We start from the raw sequence: 16,154 nt of genomic DNA, 5'->3' as shown, positions 1-16,154 counted from the left end.
CAGTGCCACGTTCTCTGAAAAAAGGTCCTTTTATCGATCTTCACCTGTTGAAGAAGGTCGAAGTGGCGGTGGAGAAGAACGATCGCAAGCCAGTTAAAACCTGGTCGCGCCGTTCGATGATCCTGCCACAAATGGTCGGTCTGACCATCGCGGTACACAACGGTCGCCAACACGTCCCAGTTCTCGTGAACGAAGACATGGTCGGCCACAAACTGGGCGAGTTCGCCGGTACCCGCACCTATCGCGGGCACGTGGCTGACAAGAAAGCCAAGCGTTAAGGGGTAAGGAAATGGAAGTAGCCGCTAAGTTGTCGGGCGCTCGCATCTCCGCCCAGAAAGCCCGCTTGGTCGCCGACCAGATCCGCGGGAAGAAGGTGGGCGAAGCGCTCAACCTGTTGGCCTTCAGCAGCAAAAAAGCCGCTGAAATCATGAAGAAAGTCCTCGAGTCGGCCGTTGCCAACGCCGAACACAACGAAGGCGCAGACGTTGATGACCTGAAGGTCTCCACCGTCTTCGTCAACGAAGGGCGTTCGCTGAAGCGCATCATGCCGCGTGCCAAAGGCCGCGCTGATCGCATCGTCAAGCGGTCTTGCCATATCACTGTCAAGGTTGCGGACAAGTAACGGAGTCGATCAGATGGGTCAGAAAGTACATCCCACTGGCATTCGCCTGGGAATCGTCAAGGAGCACACCTCCGTCTGGTACGCAGACGGCGCGACTTACGCAGATTACCTGCTGAAGGATCTGCAAACTCGTGAGTACCTCCAAGACAAACTAAAAAGCGCGTCCGTAAGCCGTATCGATATTCATCGTCCGGCTCAAACTGCACGCATCACCATCCACACCGCTCGTCCCGGTATCGTTATCGGCAAGAAAGGTGAAGATGTTGAGAAGCTGCGTCAGGACCTGACCAAGCAGATGGGTGTGCCTGTGCACATCAACATCGAAGAGATCCGCAAGCCGGAACTCGACGCTATGCTGGTTGCTCAGAGCGTAGCCCAGCAGCTGGAACGCCGCGTAATGTTCCGTCGCGCCATGAAGCGCGCCGTACAGAACGCCATGCGTATTGGTGCCAAGGGCATCAAGATCCAGGTGAGCGGTCGTCTCGGCGGTGCCGAGATCGCACGTACCGAGTGGTATCGCGAAGGTCGTGTGCCCCTGCACACCCTGCGTGCCGATATCGACTACAACACCTACGAAGCTCACACCACCTATGGTGTGATCGGTGTCAAGGTTTGGATCTTCAAAGGCGAAGTGATTGGTGGTCGCCAGGAAGAGCTGAAGCCTCAAGCACCAGCGCCTCGTAAAAAAGCTGCTAAGTAAGGGGTACGCCAAATGTTGCAACCAAAGCGTACAAAATTCCGCAAGCAGATGACTGGCCACAACCGTGGTCTGGCACTGCGCGGTAGCAAGGTCAGCTTCGGCGAGTTCGCTCTGAAAGCTGTCGCCCGCGGTCGTCTCACCGCTCGCCAGATCGAGTCGGCACGTCGTGCCCTGACCCGTCACGTTAAGCGTGGCGGCAAGATCTGGATCCGTGTGTTCCCGGACAAGCCGGTTACCAAGAAGCCTCTCGAAGTGCGGATGGGTAAAGGTAAGGGTTCCGTGGAATACTGGGTTGCCCAGATTCAGCCAGGCAAAGTCCTGTACGAGATCGAGGGTGTTTCTGAAGAGCTGGCGCGCGAAGCTTTCGCCCTGGCCGCTGCAAAGCTGCCTCTCGCCACCTCCTTTGTTAAGCGGACGGTGATGTGATGAAAGCGAATGAACTTCGTGAAAAATCCGCACAGCAACTGAATGAGCAACTGCTCGGCTTGCTGCGCGACCAGTTCAATCTGCGCATGCAGAAAGCAACTGGCCAGTTGGGGCAGTCGCACCTGCTCTCGCAAGTTAAGCGTGACATCGCTCGCGTGAAAACTGTGCTCAACCAGCAGGCAGGTAAGTGATCATGGCTGAAGCTGAAAAAACCGTCCGTACGCTGACTGGCCGTGTCGTCAGCGACAAAATGGACAAGACCATCACCGTTCTGATCGAGCGTCGCGTAAAGCACCCGATCTACGGTAAATACGTTAAGCGTTCGACTAAGCTGCACGCGCACGACGAAGCCAACCAGTGCAAGATCGGCGACAAGGTTTCCATTCGCGAAACCCGTCCGCTGGCCAAGACCAAGTCCTGGGCACTGGTTGAAGTCCTCGAACGCGCTGTTGAAGTCTAAGGGCTAGGGGTCGGAGAAATTTTATGATTCAGACTCAATCCATGCTCGATGTGGCCGATAACAGCGGCGCTCGTCGCGTCATGTGCATCAAGGTGCTCGGCGGTTCGCACCGCCGTTACGCCGGCATCGGTGACATCATCAAGGTAACCGTCAAGGAAGCAATTCCGCGCGGTAAGGTCAAAAAAGGCCAAGTGATGACTGCTGTTGTCGTCCGTACCCGTCACGGTGTACGTCGCGCTGACGGTTCCATCATTCGTTTCGACGGCAACGCTGCTGTTCTGCTGAACACCAAGCAAGAGCCGATCGGCACTCGCATCTTCGGGCCAGTGACCCGTGAACTTCGTACCGAGAAGTTCATGAAGATCGTCTCGCTCGCCCCTGAAGTGCTCTAAGGAGATCCGACATGCAAAAGATTCGTCGTGACGACGAGATCATCGTGATCGCCGGCAAAGACAAAGGTAAGCGCGGTAAGGTGCTGAAGGTTCTCGCTGATGACCGTCTGGTCATCGGTGGTGTCAACCTGGTCAAGCGTCATACCAAGCCTAACCCGATGGCGGGCGTCCAGGGCGGTATCGTCGAGAAAGAAGCGCCACTGCACGCTTCCAACGTTGCCATCTTCAACAGCGAAACCAACAAAGCTGACCGCGTTGGTTTCAAAGTAGAAGAAGGTAAGAAAATTCGTGTCTTCAAGTCGACCCAAAAAGCGGTTGATGCTTGAACACTGCTAGGTAGAAGACCATGGCACGACTGAAAGAGATTTACCGGAACGAAATCGCTCCTAAGCTTAAGGAAGAACTTAAGCTGTCGAACGTGATGGAAGTTCCTCGCGTTACCAAAATCACCCTGAACATGGGTCTGGGCGAAGCGATCGGCGACAAGAAAGTCATCGAGCACGCTGTTGCTGACCTGGAAAAGATCACCGGTCAAAAGCCGGTCGTGACTTTCGCTCGTAAATCCATCGCGGGCTTCAAAGTCCGTGAGGGCTGGCCGATCGGCGTCAAGGTGACCCTGCGTAGCGACAAGATGTACGAATTCCTGGACCGCCTGCTGGCGATCTCCCTGCCTCGGGTTCGCGACTTCCGCGGCCTGAATGCCAAGTCCTTCGATGGTCGTGGCAACTACAGCATGGGCGTGAAAGAGCAGATCATCTTCCCGGAAATCGACTACGACAAGATCGATGCTCTGCGCGGTTTGGACATCACCCTGACCACCACTGCTCGTTCGGACGACGAAGGCCGCGCTCTGCTGCGTGCTTTCAAGTTCCCGTTCCGCAACTGATTGGAGTAGGAAAATGGCCAAGAAGAGCATGAAAAACCGCGAGCTGAAGCGTCAGCTCACGGTAGCCAAGTACGCCAAAAAGCGTGCCGAGCTGAAAGCGACCATCGTCAACCTGAACGCCTCTCCAGAAGAGCGTTTCGCTGCCGTTGTCGCCCTGCAGAAGCAGCCACGTGACGCCAGCGCTTCGCGCATGCGTAACCGCTGCCGCATCACCGGTCGTCCGCACGGCGTGTACCGCAAGTTCGGCCTCGGCCGTAACAAGCTGCGCGAAGCCGCCATGCGTGGTGATGTGCCAGGTCTGGTCAAGGCCAGCTGGTAATCCCGGTTGGCGTGACCACCGGCGGAAGGGGAGAGATCTTCCGACCGCCGGTGACCTCGCAAAGAAACAAGCCCCTATATGGGGCTTGTTTCGTTTCTGCCTTGTGTCTAGAATGACCGGCTCACCTGAGCCTGGGTTTTTTACCCTGCCTGCCCGGGTGGTTGTGATAGCCGCAAGGCTAATAATTCTTGTATCAGGAGCATCTAGCCCATGAGTATGCAGGACCCGTTAGCGGACATGCTAACTCGCATCCGTAATGCCCAGATGGCTGAAAAGTCTGTCGTAAGCATGCCTTCCTCCACGCTGAAGGTTGCGGTTGCCAAAGTACTGAAAGACGAAGGTTACATCGCCGGCTACGAAGTCAGCGGCGAAGCCAAGCCTTCCCTGTCGATCGAACTGAAGTACTTCGAAGGCCGTCCGGTCATCGAGGAACTGAAGCGCACCAGCCGTCCAGGCCTGCGCCAGTACAAGGCCGTCACTGACCTGCCGAAAGTACGTGGCGGTCTGGGCGTGTCTATCGTCTCCACCAACAAAGGTGTGATGACTGACCGCGCTGCGCGCGCTGCCGGTGTCGGCGGCGAAGTTCTGTGCACAGTGTTCTAAGGGGAGATAGGCATGTCTCGCGTCGCTAAGAACCCCGTTAAGCTGCCAGCAGGCGTCGAAGTCAAATTCGCCGGTCAGCAGCTTTCGGTGAAGGGTGCCAAGGGCACTCTCGAACTGAACGTTCACTCGTCTGTTGAAGTTACCGAAGAGTCTGGTGAGCTGCGTTTCGTCGCTCGCAACGGTGATCAGCAAGCTCGCGCCATGGCCGGTACCACCCGCGCCCTGGTGAACAACATGGTCCAAGGCGTAAGCCAAGGCTTCGAGCGCAAGCTCCAGCTGGTCGGTGTTGGTTACAAGGCACAGGCCAAGGGCACCATCCTGAACCTGGCTCTGGGCTTCTCGCACCCAGTGGATTACGAACTGCCAGCCGGTATCACCGCTGAAACTCCTAGCCAGACCGACATCCTGATCAAGGGTATCGACAAGCAGCTGGTAGGTCAGGTGGCCGCTGAAGTCCGCGGTTTCCGTCCGCCAGAGCCTTACAAGGGCAAGGGTGTGCGTTACGCGGATGAAGTAGTCCGTCGTAAAGAAGCCAAGAAGAAGTAGGGCCTAGCAAATGACCGACAAAAAAGTTACTCGACTGCGTCGCGCTCGCAAAGCACGCCTGAAAATGCACGAGCTCGAAGCCGTGCGTCTGTGCGTGTTCCGCTCCTCGCAGCACATCTACGCCCAGGTCATCTCGGCCGACGGCAGCAAGGTTCTGGCAAGTGCCTCGACCTTGGACAAAGAACTGCGTGATGGTGCCACCGGCAACATCGACGCGGCCACTAAGGTTGGCAAGCTGGTAGCTGAGCGTGCGAAAGCCGCCGGTGTATCTCAAGTTGCCTTTGACCGTTCCGGCTTCAAGTACCATGGCCGCGTCAAAGCGCTGGCTGATGCTGCTCGTGAAGGCGGGCTGGAGTTCTAAGTTATGGCAAATAACGATCAAAAGCGCGACGAAGGCTACATCGAGAAGCTGGTTCAAGTTAACCGCGTTGCCAAGACCGTCAAAGGCGGCCGTATCTTCACCTTCACCGCGCTGACCGTGGTAGGTGATGGCAAAGGCCGCGTTGGCTTCGGCCGTGGCAAATCGCGCGAAGTACCAGCTGCGATCCAGAAAGCCATGGAAGCTGCTCGTCGCAACATGATTCAGGTTGACCTGAAAGGCACCACCCTGCAGTACGCCACCAAGGCCGCCCACGGCGCCTCGAAGGTCTACATGCAGCCTGCCTCGGAAGGTACCGGTATCATCGCCGGTGGCGCAATGCGTGCCGTCCTGGAAGTTGCTGGCGTTCAGAACGTCCTGGCCAAGTGCTACGGCTCGACCAACCCAGTGAACGTGGTACACGCCACCTTCAAGGGTCTGAAAGCCATGCAATCCCCTGAGTCCATTGCTGCCAAGCGCGGCAAGACTGTTGAGGAGATCCGCTGATCATGGCAACCGTTAAAGTTACGCTGATCAAGAGCGTCTCGGGCCGTATCCCTAACCACAAACTGTGCGTCAAGGGTCTGGGTCTGCGTCGTATCGGTCACACTGTAGAAGTCCAGGATACTCCCGAGAACCGCGGGATGATCAACAAGGCTTACTACATGCTGAAGGTCGAGGGTTAATCGATGAAACTCAATGATCTGAGTCCAGCGCCGGGTTCCCGTCGCGAGAAGCACCGTCCGGGCCGTGGTATCGGTAGCGGTCTGGGCAAGACTGGTGGCCGTGGTCACAAAGGTCAGACTTCGCGTTCCGGTGGCACCATTGCTCCAGGCTTCGAAGGCGGTCAACAGCCGCTGCACCGTCGCCTGCCGAAGTTCGGCTTCGTATCCCTGAAAGCCATGGACCGCGCAGAAGTGCGTCTGTCCGAGCTGGCCAAGGTGGAAGGCGATCTGATCACCGTTCAGTCCCTCAAGGACGCCAACGTGATCGGCCAGCACGTACAGCGTGTGAAAATCATGCTGTCGGGCGAAGTCACTCGCGCAGTCACCCTCAAGGGTATCGCCGTCACCAAAGGTGCACGTGCGGCTATCGAAGCAGCTGGCGGCAAGTTCGAGGAATAAATGGCTAAGCAAGGTGCTCTCTCTTCGCTCGGTAAGGGCGGGATGTCGGAACTCTGGGCTCGTCTGCGTTTTCTGTTCATGGCGATCATCGTCTATCGGATTGGCGCGCACATCCCGGTACCAGGCATTAACCCGGACCGTCTCGCGGATCTGTTCCGGCAGAATGAGGGGACCATTCTTAGCTTGTTCAACATGTTTTCCGGCGGCGCGCTGGAGCGCATGAGCATCTTTGCACTGGGGATCATGCCGTACATCTCGGCATCGATCATCATGCAGCTCATGACCGCTGTCAGCCCGCAGCTGGAGCAGTTGAAGAAGGAAGGTGAAGCTGGCCGTCGCAAGATCAGCCAGTACACCCGCTACGGCACCGTTATCCTGGCGCTGGTTCAAGCCATTGGCATGTCCATTGGCCTGGCCAACCAGGGCGTGGCGTTTTCTGTTGGCCTCGGCTTCCATGTCGTCGCCGTCTCCACCTTCGTGGCAGGCGCGATGTTCATGATGTGGCTGGGTGAGCAGATCACCGAGCGCGGTGTGGGCAACGGTATCTCGATGTTGATCTTCGCAGGTATCGTTGCCGGTCTTCCGAGAGCAATCGGGCAGTCTTTCGAGTCTGCGCGTACAGGCGATATCAACATCTTCGCCCTGGTCGCTATCGGTTTGCTGGCAGTAGCGATTATCGGTTTCGTGGTGTTCATTGAGCGTGGTCAGCGTCGTATCGCCGTTCACTACGCCAAGCGTCAGCAGGGCCGCAAGGTCTTCGCTGCGCAGACCAGCCACCTGCCGCTGAAAGTGAACATGGCGGGCGTAATCCCGGCCATTTTCGCGAGCAGCATCTTGCTGTTCCCGGCTTCGCTGGGTGCCTGGTTCGGTCAGTCCGAAGGTATGGGCTGGCTGCAGGACATCTCGCAGTCGATCGCTCCTGGTCAGCCGTTGAACATTCTGCTGTTTAGTGCAGGGATCATTTTCTTCTGCTTCTTCTACACAGCGTTGATGTTCAATCCGAAAGACGTAGCGGAAAACCTGAAGAAGTCCGGTGCCTTTATTCCGGGTATCCGTCCTGGTGAGCAGTCGGCGCGCTACATTGATGGCGTTCTGACCCGTTTGACCATGTTCGGTGCTCTTTACATGATGGCCGTGTGCCTGCTGCCCCAGTTCCTGGTGGTGGCTGCAAACGTGCCGTTCTACCTTGGCGGGACCTCGTTGCTGATTGTGGTAGTGGTTGTGATGGACTTCATGTCCCAAGTACAATCGCACCTCGTTTCGCACCAGTACGAATCCCTGATGAAGAAAGCCAACCTGAAAGGCTACGGCGGCAGCGGTCTGCTGCGCTGATCTAGCCCCTTAAGGTTCGAGGAGTCGGTAATGAAAGTTCGTGCATCGGTGAAAAAGCTGTGCCGCAACTGCAAGATTATTCGTCGCGAAGGTATCGTGCGCGTGATCTGCAGCGTGGAACCGCGTCACAAGCAGCGCCAAGGCTGAGTGTGATCTGCGTCAAACCCAGCAGCTAGTGTGCTGCTGGGTTGATTATTCGTTTCTACAGCGATATTATCTCGCGCCCTATTTCTTGGCTTCCGGGGCGTAGGTAGCTGTCAATTGGAGTCCCACTGAATGGCCCGTATTGCAGGCGTCAACATTCCAGATAACAAGCATACTGTTATCTCGCTGACCTACATCTATGGTGTCGGTCGCACTACTGCGCAGAAAATCTGTGCAGACGCTGGTGTCAACCCAGCCGCAAAGATCAAGGATCTGAGCGACGAGCAAATCGAAACCCTGCGTGGCGAAGTTGCGAAGTTCACCACCGAAGGTGACCTGCGTCGTGACATCAACATGAAGATCAAACGCTTGATGGACCTGGGTTGCTACCGCGGCCTGCGTCATCGTAAAGGTCTGCCGGTTCGCGGTCAGCGCACCAAGACCAACGCACGCACCCGTAAGGGCCCGCGTAAGCCGATCCGCAAGTAATCGCCCAGGAATATAGACATGGCAAAACCTGCTGCTCGTCCTCGTAAAAAAGTCAAAAAGACAGTGGTTGATGGCATCGCCCACATCCATGCGTCTTTCAACAACACCATCGTGACCATCACCGACCGTCAGGGCAACGCACTGTCCTGGGCGACCTCCGGTGGTTCGGGTTTCCGTGGTTCGCGCAAATCCACCCCGTTCGCAGCTCAGATCGCTGCTGAGCGTGCTGGTCAAGCTGCGCTGGAATACGGCCTGAAAAACCTCGACGTCAACGTCAAGGGTCCAGGTCCGGGTCGTGAATCCGCCGTTCGTGCACTGAACAGCTGCGGCTACAAGATCGCCAGCATCACCGACGTGACGCCAATCCCGCATAACGGGTGCCGTCCGCCGAAGAAGCGTCGCGTGTAATCAGGAGACAGATAAATGGCACGTTACATTGGTCCAAAATGCAAACTGTCTCGCCGTGAAGGCACTGACCTGTTCCTGAAGAGCGGCGTTCGCGCTCTGGAATCGAAGTGCAACATCGAAGCAGCCCCAGGTATCCACGGCCAGCGCCGTGGCCGTCAGTCCGACTACGGTACCCAGCTGCGCGAGAAACAAAAAGTTCGTCGTATCTACGGTGTTCTGGAGCGTCAATTCCGCGGTTACTACCAAGCGGCTGCCTCGAAGAAAGGCGCCACCGGTGAGAACCTGCTGCAGATGCTCGAGTCCCGTCTGGACAACGTCGTCTACCGTATGGGCTTCGGTTCTACCCGTTCCGAGTCCCGTCAGCTGGTTTCGCACAAAGCAATCAGCGTCAACGGCAAGACCGTGAACATTCCATCCTACCAAGTTCGTCCGGGTGACGTGGTCGCGGTTCGCGAGAAGTCGCTGAACCAGCTGCGCATTGTTCAAGCCCTTGAACTGTGCTCTCAGCGTGGCCGCGTTGAGTGGGTAGACGTGGATGCTGCTAAAAAGTCGGGCGTTTTCAAGAACGTTCCTGCTCGCAGCGACCTGTCCGCCGACATCAACGAAAACCTGATTGTCGAGCTCTACTCCAAGTAAGGGCTAGAAAATAGGTGCATCCATGCAGATTTCGGTAAATGAGTTTCTGACACCCCGCCACATTGATGTGCAGGTTGTCAGTCCAACCCGCGCCAAGATCACGCTCGAGCCTCTCGAGCGTGGCTTCGGCCATACCCTGGGCAACGCGCTGCGCCGCATCCTGTTGTCCTCCATGCCTGGCTGTGCAGTAGTCGAGGCCGAGATCGATGGCGTACTCCACGAGTACTCCGCGATCGAAGGTGTACAGGAAGACGTCATTGAAATCCTGTTGAACCTGAAAGGCCTGGCTATCAAGCTGCACGGTCGTGACGAAGTTACGCTGACCTTGTCGAAAAAGGGTTCGGGGGTGGTTACCGCTGCCGATATTCAGCTGGATCACGATGTCGAGATCGTCAACCCCGATCACGTAATCGCGAACCTGGCGTCCAACGGCGCCCTGAACATGAAGCTCACTGTAGCTCGTGGTCGCGGTTACGAGCCGGCCGACTCCCGTCAGACCGACGAAGACGAAAGCCGTAGCATTGGCCGTCTGCAGCTGGACGCTTCGTTCAGCCCGGTGCGTCGTATCGCCTATGTGGTCGAGAACGCCCGTGTTGAACAGCGTACCAACCTGGACAAGCTGGTCATCGATCTGGAAACCAACGGTACCCTGGATCCTGAAGAGGCCATCCGTCGTGCCGCGACCATCCTGCAACAGCAGCTGGCCGCGTTCGTCGACCTCAAAGGTGACAGCGAGCCGGTTGTGGTCGAGCAGGAAGACGAGATCGATCCGATCCTGCTGCGCCCGGTTGACGACCTGGAACTGACCGTACGTTCGGCCAACTGCCTCAAGGCGGAGAACATCTACTACATCGGCGACCTGATTCAGCGTACCGAAGTAGAGCTGTTGAAGACTCCTAACCTGGGCAAGAAGTCCCTGACTGAAATCAAGGACGTCCTGGCCTCCCGTGGTCTGTCTCTCGGCATGCGCCTCGACAACTGGCCGCCTGCAAGCCTTAAGAAAGACGACAAGGCGACAGCCTGATCGTCGTAATCACCGAACGTTGTGTTTGGTAAGGAATGAATCATGCGTCATCGTAAAAGTGGACGTCACCTGAGCCGTACCAGCTCTCACCGCAAAGCTATGTTCCAGAACATGGCTGTGTCGCTGATCGAGCACGAGCTGATCAAAACCACCCTGCCGAAAGCCAAGGAACTGCGCCGCGTTGCCGAGCCGCTGATCACCCTGGCCAAGGAAGACAGCGTTGCCAACCGCCGTCTGGCCTTCGACCGTACTCGTTCGAAGTCCGCTGTTGGCAAACTGTTCAACGATCTGGGCAAGCGCTACGCCACCCGTCAGGGCGGCTACCTGCGCATCCTGAAGTGCGGTTTCCGCGCTGGCGACAACGCGCCTATGGCGTACGTCGAGCTGGTTGATCGTCCAGTCGGTGGTGCTGTAGAAGCTGCCGAGTAAGACGTTCTGTCTGCTACAAAGAACCGGGCCTAGTGCCCGGTTTTTTGTTGCCCAGTGAATTGTTATTTTCTATTGATGCAAGTCAGGCAATGAATTTGTTCGTGTAACACCGCTCGTCAATACTCTCTCCAAGCCGATTAGCCGGCCGTTCAAGACCGATAAGGAGAGCCCATGAGCAAGATTCTCACCACCGCCAGCGGTGCACCTGTAGCCGATAACCAGAATTCCCGTTCCGCCGGCCCGCGCGGCCCGTTGCTGCTCGACGATTTCCACCTGCTCGAGAAGCTCGCCCACTTCAACCGCGAGAACATTCCTGAGCGCCGGGTACATGCCAAAGGCTCGGGCGCCTACGGTACTTTCACCGTTACCCGCGATATCACCGGCTACACCAGTGCCAAGCTGTTCAGCGCCGTCGGCAAGCAGACCGAGACCTTCCTGCGCTTCTCCACCGTGGGCGGCGAGCGCGGCTCTGCCGATACCGAGCGCGACCCGCGTGGCTTTGCGCTCAAGTTCTACACCGAAGAAGGCAACTGGGACATTGTCGGCAACAACACGCCGGTCTTCTTCATTCGTGACCCGCTGAAATTCCCGGATTTCATTCACACCCAGAAGCGCCACCCGCAGAGCAACCTGAAGAACGCCCAGATGATGTGGGACTTCTGGTCGCATTCGCCCGAGGCGCTGCATCAGGTCACCATCCTGTTCTCTGATCGCGGCATTCCGGACGGCTACCGCCACATGCACGGTTTCGGCAGCCATACCTACAGCCTGATCAACGACAAAGGTGAGCGCACCTGGGTCAAGTGGCACTACAAGACCCAACAGGGCATCAAGAACCTGGCCCCTGCCGAAGCCGCGCGCCTGGCCGGCAGCGACCCTGATTACGCCCAGCGCGACCTGTTCGAAGCCATCGAGCGTGGCGATTACCCGCGCTGGACCGTGTGCATCCAGGTGATGAGCGAAGCCGAGGCCGCAAGCCGTCAGGAGAACCCGTTCGACGTGACCAAGACCTGGTCGCAAAAGGACTACCCGCTGATCGAGGTTGGCGTGCTTGAGCTCAACCGCAACCCGCTCAACTACTTCGCCGAAGTCGAGCAGGCCACGTTCGGCCCGAGCAACATGGTCCCGGGTGTGGGGCTGTCGCCAGACCGTATGTTGCAAGGCCGCGTATTCGCCTACGCCGACGCCCACCGCTACCGCGTAGGTACCAATCACCAGCATCTGCCGGTGAACGCGCCACGCAGTCCTGTGCACAGCTACCAGCGCGATGGCGCCATGGCCAGCGGCAGCTACGGCAGTGCGCCGAACTACGAACCGAACAGCTTCAGCGATGCACCCAAGCAGTCGCCGCGTCATGCCGAGCCGTCGCTGGCCCTCAATGGTGCGGCTGATCGCTACGATCACCGCGAGGACAACGACTACTACAGCCATGCCGGCGCACTGTTCCGCCTGATGAGCAACGAGCAGCGAGCGCTGCTGATCAACAACATCGCCGGCACCATGGCCAACGTCAGCGAGGACGTCATCCAGCGTCAACTGCAGCACTTCTACAAGGCCGATCCGGCCTATGCAGAAGGCATTGCCAAAGCCTTGGGCATAACCCTTGCCTAAGTCGAAGTGATAAAAAGAACCGCCCTCATTTGGGCGGTTTTTCAATGAAAATCACTACGGTTTAGCCGATTATTTGCCGTTAATTGCGCATTTTCCCGTGACCGCGCGCAAAAGCTGGTTCAAACTATGAGCTATCGACGCATTCACAGGGAGAAGCAGGGCGATGCAAGGTCACCCGGACGTAATCAACTACCTCGTCATGTTGCTGAAGGGCGAACTGGCAGCACGCGATCAATACTTCATTCATTCACGGATGTATGAAGATTGGGGCCTGGGCAAGCTCTTCGAGCGCATCAACCACGAGATGGAAGAAGAGACGCAGCACGCCGATGCGCTGATGCGCCGTATCCTCATGCTCGAAGGCACCCCGGACATGCGCGCTGACGATCTGGAAGTGGGCAGCACCGTGCCCGAGATGATCGCTGCCGACCTCAAGCTCGAGTACAAAGTCCGCGCCGCGCTGTGCAAGGGCATCGAGCTGTGCGAGCTGCACAAAGACTACATCAGCCGCGACATCCTGCGCGCGCAGTTGGCAGATACCGAAGAAGATCACACCTACTGGCTGGAGAAGCAGCAGGGCCTGATCAAGGCTATCGGCCTGGAGAACTACCTGCAGTCGCAGATGTAAGTTATCCACAGCTGAAAAAAAGCCCCTGTCACTCACATGACAGGGGCTTTTTCATGGCCGCTAGATCAGGCCCGATCTCGCTCCAGCAGTGGTTTCAGATAGTGCCCGGTATAGGACTGCTGCTGCTCGGCCAGCTCTTCAGGCGTACCGACGGCAATGATCTGCCCCCCCTTGGAGCCACCCTCCGGCCCCAGGTCCACCAGCCAGTCCGCCGTCTTGATCACATCCAGGTTGTGCTCGATGACTACCACGGTGTTGCCGTGGTCGCGCAGACGATGCAGCACGTCCAGCAGTTGCTGGATATCGGCGAAGTGCAAACCTGTGGTCGGTTCGTCGAGGATGTACAGGGTCTTGCCGGTATCGCGCTTGGACAGCTCGCGCGACAGCTTGACCCGCTGCGCCTCGCCACCCGACAGCGTGGTGGCTGACTGCCCCAGCTTGATGTAGGAAAGCCCCACGTCCATCAGCGTCTGCAGCTTGCGCGCCAGTGCCGGTACCGCGTCGAAGAACCCACGGGCATCCTCGATGGTCATTTCCAGCACCTCGTGGATGTTCTTGCCCTTGTACTTGATCTCCAGGGTTTCGCGGTTATAGCGCTTGCTCTTGCACACGTCGCACGGCACGTAGATGTCCGGCAGGAAGTGCATTTCCACCTTGATCAGGCCGTCGCCCTGGCACGCCTCACAGCGCCCGCCCTTGACGTTGAACGAGAAACGCCCCGGGCCATAGCCGCGGGAACGCGCCTCCGGCACACCGGCGAACAGCTCACGGATCGGCGTGAAGATGCCAGTGTAGGTCGCCGGGTTCGAACGCGGGGTGCGACCGATCGGGCTCTGGTCGATATCGACCACCTTGTCCAGGTGTTGCAGGCCATCGATGCTGCTGTGCGGCGCCGGCTCCAGGGTGCTGGCACCGTTGAGCGCGGTGGCCGCCAGGGGGAACAGGGTGTTGTTGATCAGCGTCGATTTGCCCGAGCCGGACACACCGGTCACGCAAGTCAAAAGGCCAATCGGCAGTTCCAGGTCGACGTTCTGCAGGTTGTTGCCGCGCGCGCCCTTGAGCTTGAGCGACAGCTTCTTGTTGCGCGGAGTGCGCTTGGCCGGCACGACAATCTTCTTGCGCCCGGACAGGTACTTGCCGGTCAGCGAATCGGGGTGTGCCATCACCTCGTCCGGTGTGCCCTCGGCGACGATCTGCCCGCCATGCACGCCGGCCCCAGGGCCGATATCCACCACGTAGTCGGCCAGGCGGATGGCATCCTCGTCGTGCTCCACCACGATCACCGTGTTGCCCAGGTCGCGCAGGTGGTTGAGGGTGGCCAGCAGGCGGTCGTTGTCCCGTTGATGAAGGCCGATGGACGGTTCATCAAGGATGTACATGACGCCCACCAGACCGGCGCCGATCTGGCTGGCCAGGCGGATCCGCTGGGCCTCGCCGCCGGACAGGGTGTCGGCGCTGCGGTCGAGGGTCAGGTAGTCGAGGCCGACGTTGACCAGGAACTGCAGGCGCTCGCAGATTTCCTTGAGGATCTTTGCCGCGATCTCGCCACGGCGGCCGGTCAGGGTCAGGTCGCTGAAATAATTGCTGGCTTCACCGATCGGCAGGTTGGTCACCGCCGGCAGGGTCTTCTCGCCCACCCACACATGCCGCGCCTCACGGCGCAGGCGGGTGCCGCGGCAGTCGGGGCAGGGCTGGGTGCCAAGGAACTTGGCCAGCTCTTCGCGCACGGTGGCCGACTCGGTCTCGCGGTAGCGGCGCTCGAGGTTGGGCACGATGCCTTCGAACGGGTGCGAGCGCTTGACGATATCGCCCCGGTCGTTGAGGTACTTGAAGTCGACGCTTTGCTTGCCGCTGCCGTGCAGGATGACCTTCTGGTCTTCGGCCGACAGCTCGCCGAACGGCTGTTCAAGGCTGAAGCCATAGTGTGCCGCCAGCGAACCGAGCATCTGGAAGTAATAGACGTTACGCCGGTCCCAGCCGCGTATCGCCCCCTCGGCCAGGGTCAGCTCGCTGTTGACCAGGCGCTTGGTATCGAAGAACTGCTTCACCCCCAGGCCATCGCAGGTCGGGCAGGCGCCGGCCGGGTTGTTGAAGGAGAACAGCTTCGGTTCCAGCTCGCTGATCGCATGGCCGCAGATCGGGCAGGCGAAGCGCGCGGAGAAGATCGTCTCTTCGCCGTCCTCGTCATCCATCGGTGCTACCAGGGCGATGCCGTCCGCCAGCTTGAGCGCGGTCTCGAACGACTCGGCCAGGCGCTGTTGCAGGTCGGCACGCACCTTGAAGCGGTCCACCACCACATCGATGCTGTGCTTCTTCTGCTTGTCCAGCTTGGGCAGTTCGTCCAGCTCGTAGAGCTTGCCGTTGACCCGCGCACGCACGAAGCCCTGGGCGCGCAGCTCGTCGAACACCGCCAGGTGCTCACCCTTGCGCTCGCGGATCACCGGCGCCAGCAGCATCAGCTTGCTGCCTTCGGGGTTTTCCAGCACCAGGTCGACCATCTGGCTGATCGTTTGCGCTTCCAGCGGAATATCGTGGTCCGGGCAGCGCGGCGTGCCCACCCGCGCATAGAGCAGGCGCAGGTAGTCGTAGATCTCGGTGATGGTGCCCACGGTGGAGCGCGGGTTGTGCGAGGTGGACTTCTGCTCGATGGAAATCGCCGGCGACAGGCCTTCGATGGTGTCGACGTCGGGCTTTTCCATCATCGACAGGAACTGCCGGGCGTAGGCCGACAGCGATTCCACATAGCGGCGCTGGCCCTCGGCATACAGCGTGTCGAACGCCAGCGACGACTTGCCGGAGCCGGACAGGCCGGTGATTACGATCAGCTTGTCCCGCGGTAGCGTGAGGTCGATGTTCTTCAGGTTGTGGGTACGTGCCCCACGAATCAGGATCTTGTCCACTGCGGCCTCGCTCGGCGGGCATAAACAAAGGAGTATACGGCGCGCTGCCAGTACGCGGCAAAGCGTCGCGCAGATGCCGCCAAGCCGTCGGACTGATAGAATCGCCGCCGGTTCACA

26 protein-coding genes are annotated in these 16,154 nt (G+C 58.6%); 25 read left to right on the top strand and 1 reads right to left on the bottom strand.

All coding sequences use genetic code 11. The annotated features are described in order from the left end of the window. The first annotated feature begins 2 nt into the window (after nucleotides 1–2). From rpsS to bfr, 25 genes are all read left to right on the top strand, one after another. Nucleotides 3–278, top strand: a complete 276-nt coding sequence (gene rpsS / locus ACO6VM_RS16650; RefSeq protein ID WP_003255482.1) for a 30S ribosomal protein S19 — start codon at nucleotides 3–5, stop codon at nucleotides 276–278. 11 nt (nucleotides 279–289) lie between these two features. After that, nucleotides 290–622 carry a 50S ribosomal protein L22 gene (gene rplV, locus ACO6VM_RS16645; RefSeq protein WP_003103908.1) on the top strand — a complete coding sequence of 111 codons (333 nt, stop codon included), beginning with the start codon at nucleotides 290–292 and terminating at the stop codon, nucleotides 620–622. A gap of 13 nt (nucleotides 623–635) precedes the next feature. Further along, the gene (gene rpsC, locus ACO6VM_RS16640; RefSeq protein ID WP_011531889.1) at nucleotides 636–1,322 is read left to right on the top strand and encodes a 30S ribosomal protein S3; all 687 of its coding nucleotides are present in this window, start codon (nucleotides 636–638) and stop codon (nucleotides 1,320–1,322) included. A 12-nt stretch (nucleotides 1,323–1,334) separates the two neighbouring features. Next, entirely contained in the window at nucleotides 1,335–1,748 is a 414-nt protein-coding gene (gene rplP / locus ACO6VM_RS16635) for a 50S ribosomal protein L16 (RefSeq protein ID WP_009397508.1), read from the top strand. After that, nucleotides 1,748–1,939, top strand: coding sequence for a 50S ribosomal protein L29 (rpmC, locus tag ACO6VM_RS16630; RefSeq protein ID WP_002555481.1), 192 nt, complete (start codon nucleotides 1,748–1,750; stop codon nucleotides 1,937–1,939). Before rplP ends, rpmC begins: the two co-directional genes overlap by 1 nt. Before the next feature lie 2 nt (nucleotides 1,940–1,941). Next, nucleotides 1,942–2,208 carry a 30S ribosomal protein S17 gene (rpsQ, locus tag ACO6VM_RS16625; RefSeq protein WP_003255478.1) on the top strand — a complete coding sequence of 89 codons (267 nt, stop codon included), beginning with the start codon at nucleotides 1,942–1,944 and terminating at the stop codon, nucleotides 2,206–2,208. 23 nt (nucleotides 2,209–2,231) lie between these two features. Then, complete coding sequence (gene rplN / locus ACO6VM_RS16620) at nucleotides 2,232–2,600, top strand: 50S ribosomal protein L14 (protein WP_008089810.1); 369 nt, start codon at nucleotides 2,232–2,234, stop codon at nucleotides 2,598–2,600. 11 nt (nucleotides 2,601–2,611) lie between these two features. Next, the gene (gene rplX, locus ACO6VM_RS16615) at nucleotides 2,612–2,926 is read left to right on the top strand and encodes a 50S ribosomal protein L24 (RefSeq protein ID WP_023629180.1); all 315 of its coding nucleotides are present in this window, start codon (nucleotides 2,612–2,614) and stop codon (nucleotides 2,924–2,926) included. A 20-nt stretch (nucleotides 2,927–2,946) separates the two neighbouring features. Continuing rightward, entirely contained in the window at nucleotides 2,947–3,486 is a 540-nt protein-coding gene (rplE, locus tag ACO6VM_RS16610; RefSeq protein WP_003255474.1) for a 50S ribosomal protein L5, read from the top strand. 13 nt (nucleotides 3,487–3,499) lie between these two features. Then, complete coding sequence (gene rpsN / locus ACO6VM_RS16605) at nucleotides 3,500–3,805, top strand: 30S ribosomal protein S14 (protein ID WP_023629181.1); 306 nt, start codon at nucleotides 3,500–3,502, stop codon at nucleotides 3,803–3,805. 210 nt (nucleotides 3,806–4,015) lie between these two features. Further along, nucleotides 4,016–4,408 carry a 30S ribosomal protein S8 gene (gene rpsH, locus ACO6VM_RS16600; RefSeq protein ID WP_110996348.1) on the top strand — a complete coding sequence of 131 codons (393 nt, stop codon included), beginning with the start codon at nucleotides 4,016–4,018 and terminating at the stop codon, nucleotides 4,406–4,408. Nucleotides 4,409–4,420: 12 nt separating this feature from the next. Further along, nucleotides 4,421–4,954 carry a 50S ribosomal protein L6 gene (gene rplF / locus ACO6VM_RS16595; protein WP_186519380.1) on the top strand — a complete coding sequence of 178 codons (534 nt, stop codon included), beginning with the start codon at nucleotides 4,421–4,423 and terminating at the stop codon, nucleotides 4,952–4,954. Between the two features lie 10 nt (nucleotides 4,955–4,964). Beyond that, nucleotides 4,965–5,315 carry a 50S ribosomal protein L18 gene (gene rplR / locus ACO6VM_RS16590; RefSeq protein ID WP_011531893.1) on the top strand — a complete coding sequence of 117 codons (351 nt, stop codon included), beginning with the start codon at nucleotides 4,965–4,967 and terminating at the stop codon, nucleotides 5,313–5,315. 3 nt (nucleotides 5,316–5,318) lie between these two features. Beyond that, nucleotides 5,319–5,819 (top strand): 30S ribosomal protein S5, encoded by a 501-nt coding sequence (gene rpsE / locus ACO6VM_RS16585; protein ID WP_046857343.1) that lies wholly within the window; start codon nucleotides 5,319–5,321, stop codon nucleotides 5,817–5,819. A 2-nt stretch (nucleotides 5,820–5,821) separates the two neighbouring features. Beyond that, nucleotides 5,822–5,998 carry a 50S ribosomal protein L30 gene (rpmD, locus tag ACO6VM_RS16580; protein ID WP_011531895.1) on the top strand — a complete coding sequence of 59 codons (177 nt, stop codon included), beginning with the start codon at nucleotides 5,822–5,824 and terminating at the stop codon, nucleotides 5,996–5,998. A gap of 3 nt (nucleotides 5,999–6,001) precedes the next feature. Next, on the top strand, nucleotides 6,002–6,436 hold the full coding sequence (gene rplO / locus ACO6VM_RS16575) for a 50S ribosomal protein L15 (protein ID WP_110996350.1): 435 nt from the start codon (nucleotides 6,002–6,004) through the stop codon (nucleotides 6,434–6,436). Then, nucleotides 6,437–7,768, top strand: a complete 1,332-nt coding sequence (gene secY / locus ACO6VM_RS16570) for a preprotein translocase subunit SecY (protein WP_003257108.1) — start codon at nucleotides 6,437–6,439, stop codon at nucleotides 7,766–7,768. A 30-nt stretch (nucleotides 7,769–7,798) separates the two neighbouring features. Then, a complete protein-coding gene (rpmJ, locus tag ACO6VM_RS16565; protein ID WP_032116397.1) occupies nucleotides 7,799–7,915 on the top strand; it encodes a 50S ribosomal protein L36 in 117 nt (38 codons plus the stop codon). Between the two features lie 129 nt (nucleotides 7,916–8,044). Continuing rightward, complete coding sequence (rpsM, locus tag ACO6VM_RS16560; protein WP_003255457.1) at nucleotides 8,045–8,401, top strand: 30S ribosomal protein S13; 357 nt, start codon at nucleotides 8,045–8,047, stop codon at nucleotides 8,399–8,401. Between the two features lie 18 nt (nucleotides 8,402–8,419). After that, the gene (gene rpsK / locus ACO6VM_RS16555; RefSeq protein WP_003255454.1) at nucleotides 8,420–8,809 is read left to right on the top strand and encodes a 30S ribosomal protein S11; all 390 of its coding nucleotides are present in this window, start codon (nucleotides 8,420–8,422) and stop codon (nucleotides 8,807–8,809) included. Between the two features lie 15 nt (nucleotides 8,810–8,824). Continuing rightward, a complete protein-coding gene (gene rpsD, locus ACO6VM_RS16550; RefSeq protein ID WP_110996351.1) occupies nucleotides 8,825–9,445 on the top strand; it encodes a 30S ribosomal protein S4 in 621 nt (206 codons plus the stop codon). A gap of 22 nt (nucleotides 9,446–9,467) precedes the next feature. Further along, nucleotides 9,468–10,469 (top strand): DNA-directed RNA polymerase subunit alpha, encoded by a 1,002-nt coding sequence (locus ACO6VM_RS16545; protein WP_003255452.1) that lies wholly within the window; start codon nucleotides 9,468–9,470, stop codon nucleotides 10,467–10,469. A 42-nt stretch (nucleotides 10,470–10,511) separates the two neighbouring features. After that, on the top strand, nucleotides 10,512–10,898 hold the full coding sequence (rplQ, locus tag ACO6VM_RS16540) for a 50S ribosomal protein L17 (protein WP_003255451.1): 387 nt from the start codon (nucleotides 10,512–10,514) through the stop codon (nucleotides 10,896–10,898). A gap of 171 nt (nucleotides 10,899–11,069) precedes the next feature. Further along, entirely contained in the window at nucleotides 11,070–12,509 is a 1,440-nt protein-coding gene (locus ACO6VM_RS16535; RefSeq protein WP_401057910.1) for a catalase, read from the top strand. A gap of 163 nt (nucleotides 12,510–12,672) precedes the next feature. Next, complete coding sequence (bfr, locus tag ACO6VM_RS16530) at nucleotides 12,673–13,137, top strand: bacterioferritin (protein WP_347150017.1); 465 nt, start codon at nucleotides 12,673–12,675, stop codon at nucleotides 13,135–13,137. Nucleotides 13,138–13,202: 65 nt separating this feature from the next. Here the strand turns inward: bfr and uvrA are convergent, their stop codons facing one another. Further along, nucleotides 13,203–16,037 (bottom strand): excinuclease ABC subunit UvrA, encoded by a 2,835-nt coding sequence (uvrA, locus tag ACO6VM_RS16525; protein WP_422403548.1) that lies wholly within the window; start codon nucleotides 16,035–16,037, stop codon nucleotides 13,203–13,205. Between the last annotated feature and the right edge of the window lie 117 nt (nucleotides 16,038–16,154).

Source organism: Pseudomonas sp. GZD-209 (assembly GCF_049310485.1).
Lineage (GTDB): Bacteria > Pseudomonadota > Gammaproteobacteria > Pseudomonadales > Pseudomonadaceae > Aquipseudomonas > Aquipseudomonas sichuanensis.
Note: the sequence above shows the minus strand (reverse complement) of the source record. Positions and strands in the feature narration are given on the sequence as shown.

What these genes read in the sequence shown, in the direction of transcription:
- rplF (WP_186519380.1), top strand. Translation starts at nt 4,421, where the DNA reads ATGTCTCGCGTCGCTAAGAACCCCGTTAAGCTGCCAGCAGGCGTCGAA.
- rplP (WP_009397508.1), top strand. Translation starts at nt 1,335, where the DNA reads ATGTTGCAACCAAAGCGTACAAAATTCCGCAAGCAGATGACTGGCCAC.
- rplO (WP_110996350.1), top strand. Translation starts at nt 6,002, where the DNA reads ATGAAACTCAATGATCTGAGTCCAGCGCCGGGTTCCCGTCGCGAGAAG.
- rplV (WP_003103908.1), top strand. Translation starts at nt 290, where the DNA reads ATGGAAGTAGCCGCTAAGTTGTCGGGCGCTCGCATCTCCGCCCAGAAA.
- rpmJ (WP_032116397.1), top strand. Translation starts at nt 7,799, where the DNA reads ATGAAAGTTCGTGCATCGGTGAAAAAGCTGTGCCGCAACTGCAAGATT.
- rplN (WP_008089810.1), top strand. Translation starts at nt 2,232, where the DNA reads ATGATTCAGACTCAATCCATGCTCGATGTGGCCGATAACAGCGGCGCT.
- rpmD (WP_011531895.1), top strand. Translation starts at nt 5,822, where the DNA reads ATGGCAACCGTTAAAGTTACGCTGATCAAGAGCGTCTCGGGCCGTATC.
- rpsE (WP_046857343.1), top strand. Translation starts at nt 5,319, where the DNA reads ATGGCAAATAACGATCAAAAGCGCGACGAAGGCTACATCGAGAAGCTG.
- rpsH (WP_110996348.1), top strand. Translation starts at nt 4,016, where the DNA reads ATGAGTATGCAGGACCCGTTAGCGGACATGCTAACTCGCATCCGTAAT.
- rpmC (WP_002555481.1), top strand. Translation starts at nt 1,748, where the DNA reads ATGAAAGCGAATGAACTTCGTGAAAAATCCGCACAGCAACTGAATGAG.
- rpsC (WP_011531889.1), top strand. Translation starts at nt 636, where the DNA reads ATGGGTCAGAAAGTACATCCCACTGGCATTCGCCTGGGAATCGTCAAG.
- ACO6VM_RS16535 (WP_401057910.1), top strand. Translation starts at nt 11,070, where the DNA reads ATGAGCAAGATTCTCACCACCGCCAGCGGTGCACCTGTAGCCGATAAC.
- ACO6VM_RS16545 (WP_003255452.1), top strand. Translation starts at nt 9,468, where the DNA reads ATGCAGATTTCGGTAAATGAGTTTCTGACACCCCGCCACATTGATGTG.
- rplX (WP_023629180.1), top strand. Translation starts at nt 2,612, where the DNA reads ATGCAAAAGATTCGTCGTGACGACGAGATCATCGTGATCGCCGGCAAA.
- rpsN (WP_023629181.1), top strand. Translation starts at nt 3,500, where the DNA reads ATGGCCAAGAAGAGCATGAAAAACCGCGAGCTGAAGCGTCAGCTCACG.
- bfr (WP_347150017.1), top strand. Translation starts at nt 12,673, where the DNA reads ATGCAAGGTCACCCGGACGTAATCAACTACCTCGTCATGTTGCTGAAG.
- rpsM (WP_003255457.1), top strand. Translation starts at nt 8,045, where the DNA reads ATGGCCCGTATTGCAGGCGTCAACATTCCAGATAACAAGCATACTGTT.
- rplE (WP_003255474.1), top strand. Translation starts at nt 2,947, where the DNA reads ATGGCACGACTGAAAGAGATTTACCGGAACGAAATCGCTCCTAAGCTT.
- rpsQ (WP_003255478.1), top strand. Translation starts at nt 1,942, where the DNA reads ATGGCTGAAGCTGAAAAAACCGTCCGTACGCTGACTGGCCGTGTCGTC.
- rplQ (WP_003255451.1), top strand. Translation starts at nt 10,512, where the DNA reads ATGCGTCATCGTAAAAGTGGACGTCACCTGAGCCGTACCAGCTCTCAC.
- rpsK (WP_003255454.1), top strand. Translation starts at nt 8,420, where the DNA reads ATGGCAAAACCTGCTGCTCGTCCTCGTAAAAAAGTCAAAAAGACAGTG.
- rpsD (WP_110996351.1), top strand. Translation starts at nt 8,825, where the DNA reads ATGGCACGTTACATTGGTCCAAAATGCAAACTGTCTCGCCGTGAAGGC.
- rplR (WP_011531893.1), top strand. Translation starts at nt 4,965, where the DNA reads ATGACCGACAAAAAAGTTACTCGACTGCGTCGCGCTCGCAAAGCACGC.
- secY (WP_003257108.1), top strand. Translation starts at nt 6,437, where the DNA reads ATGGCTAAGCAAGGTGCTCTCTCTTCGCTCGGTAAGGGCGGGATGTCG.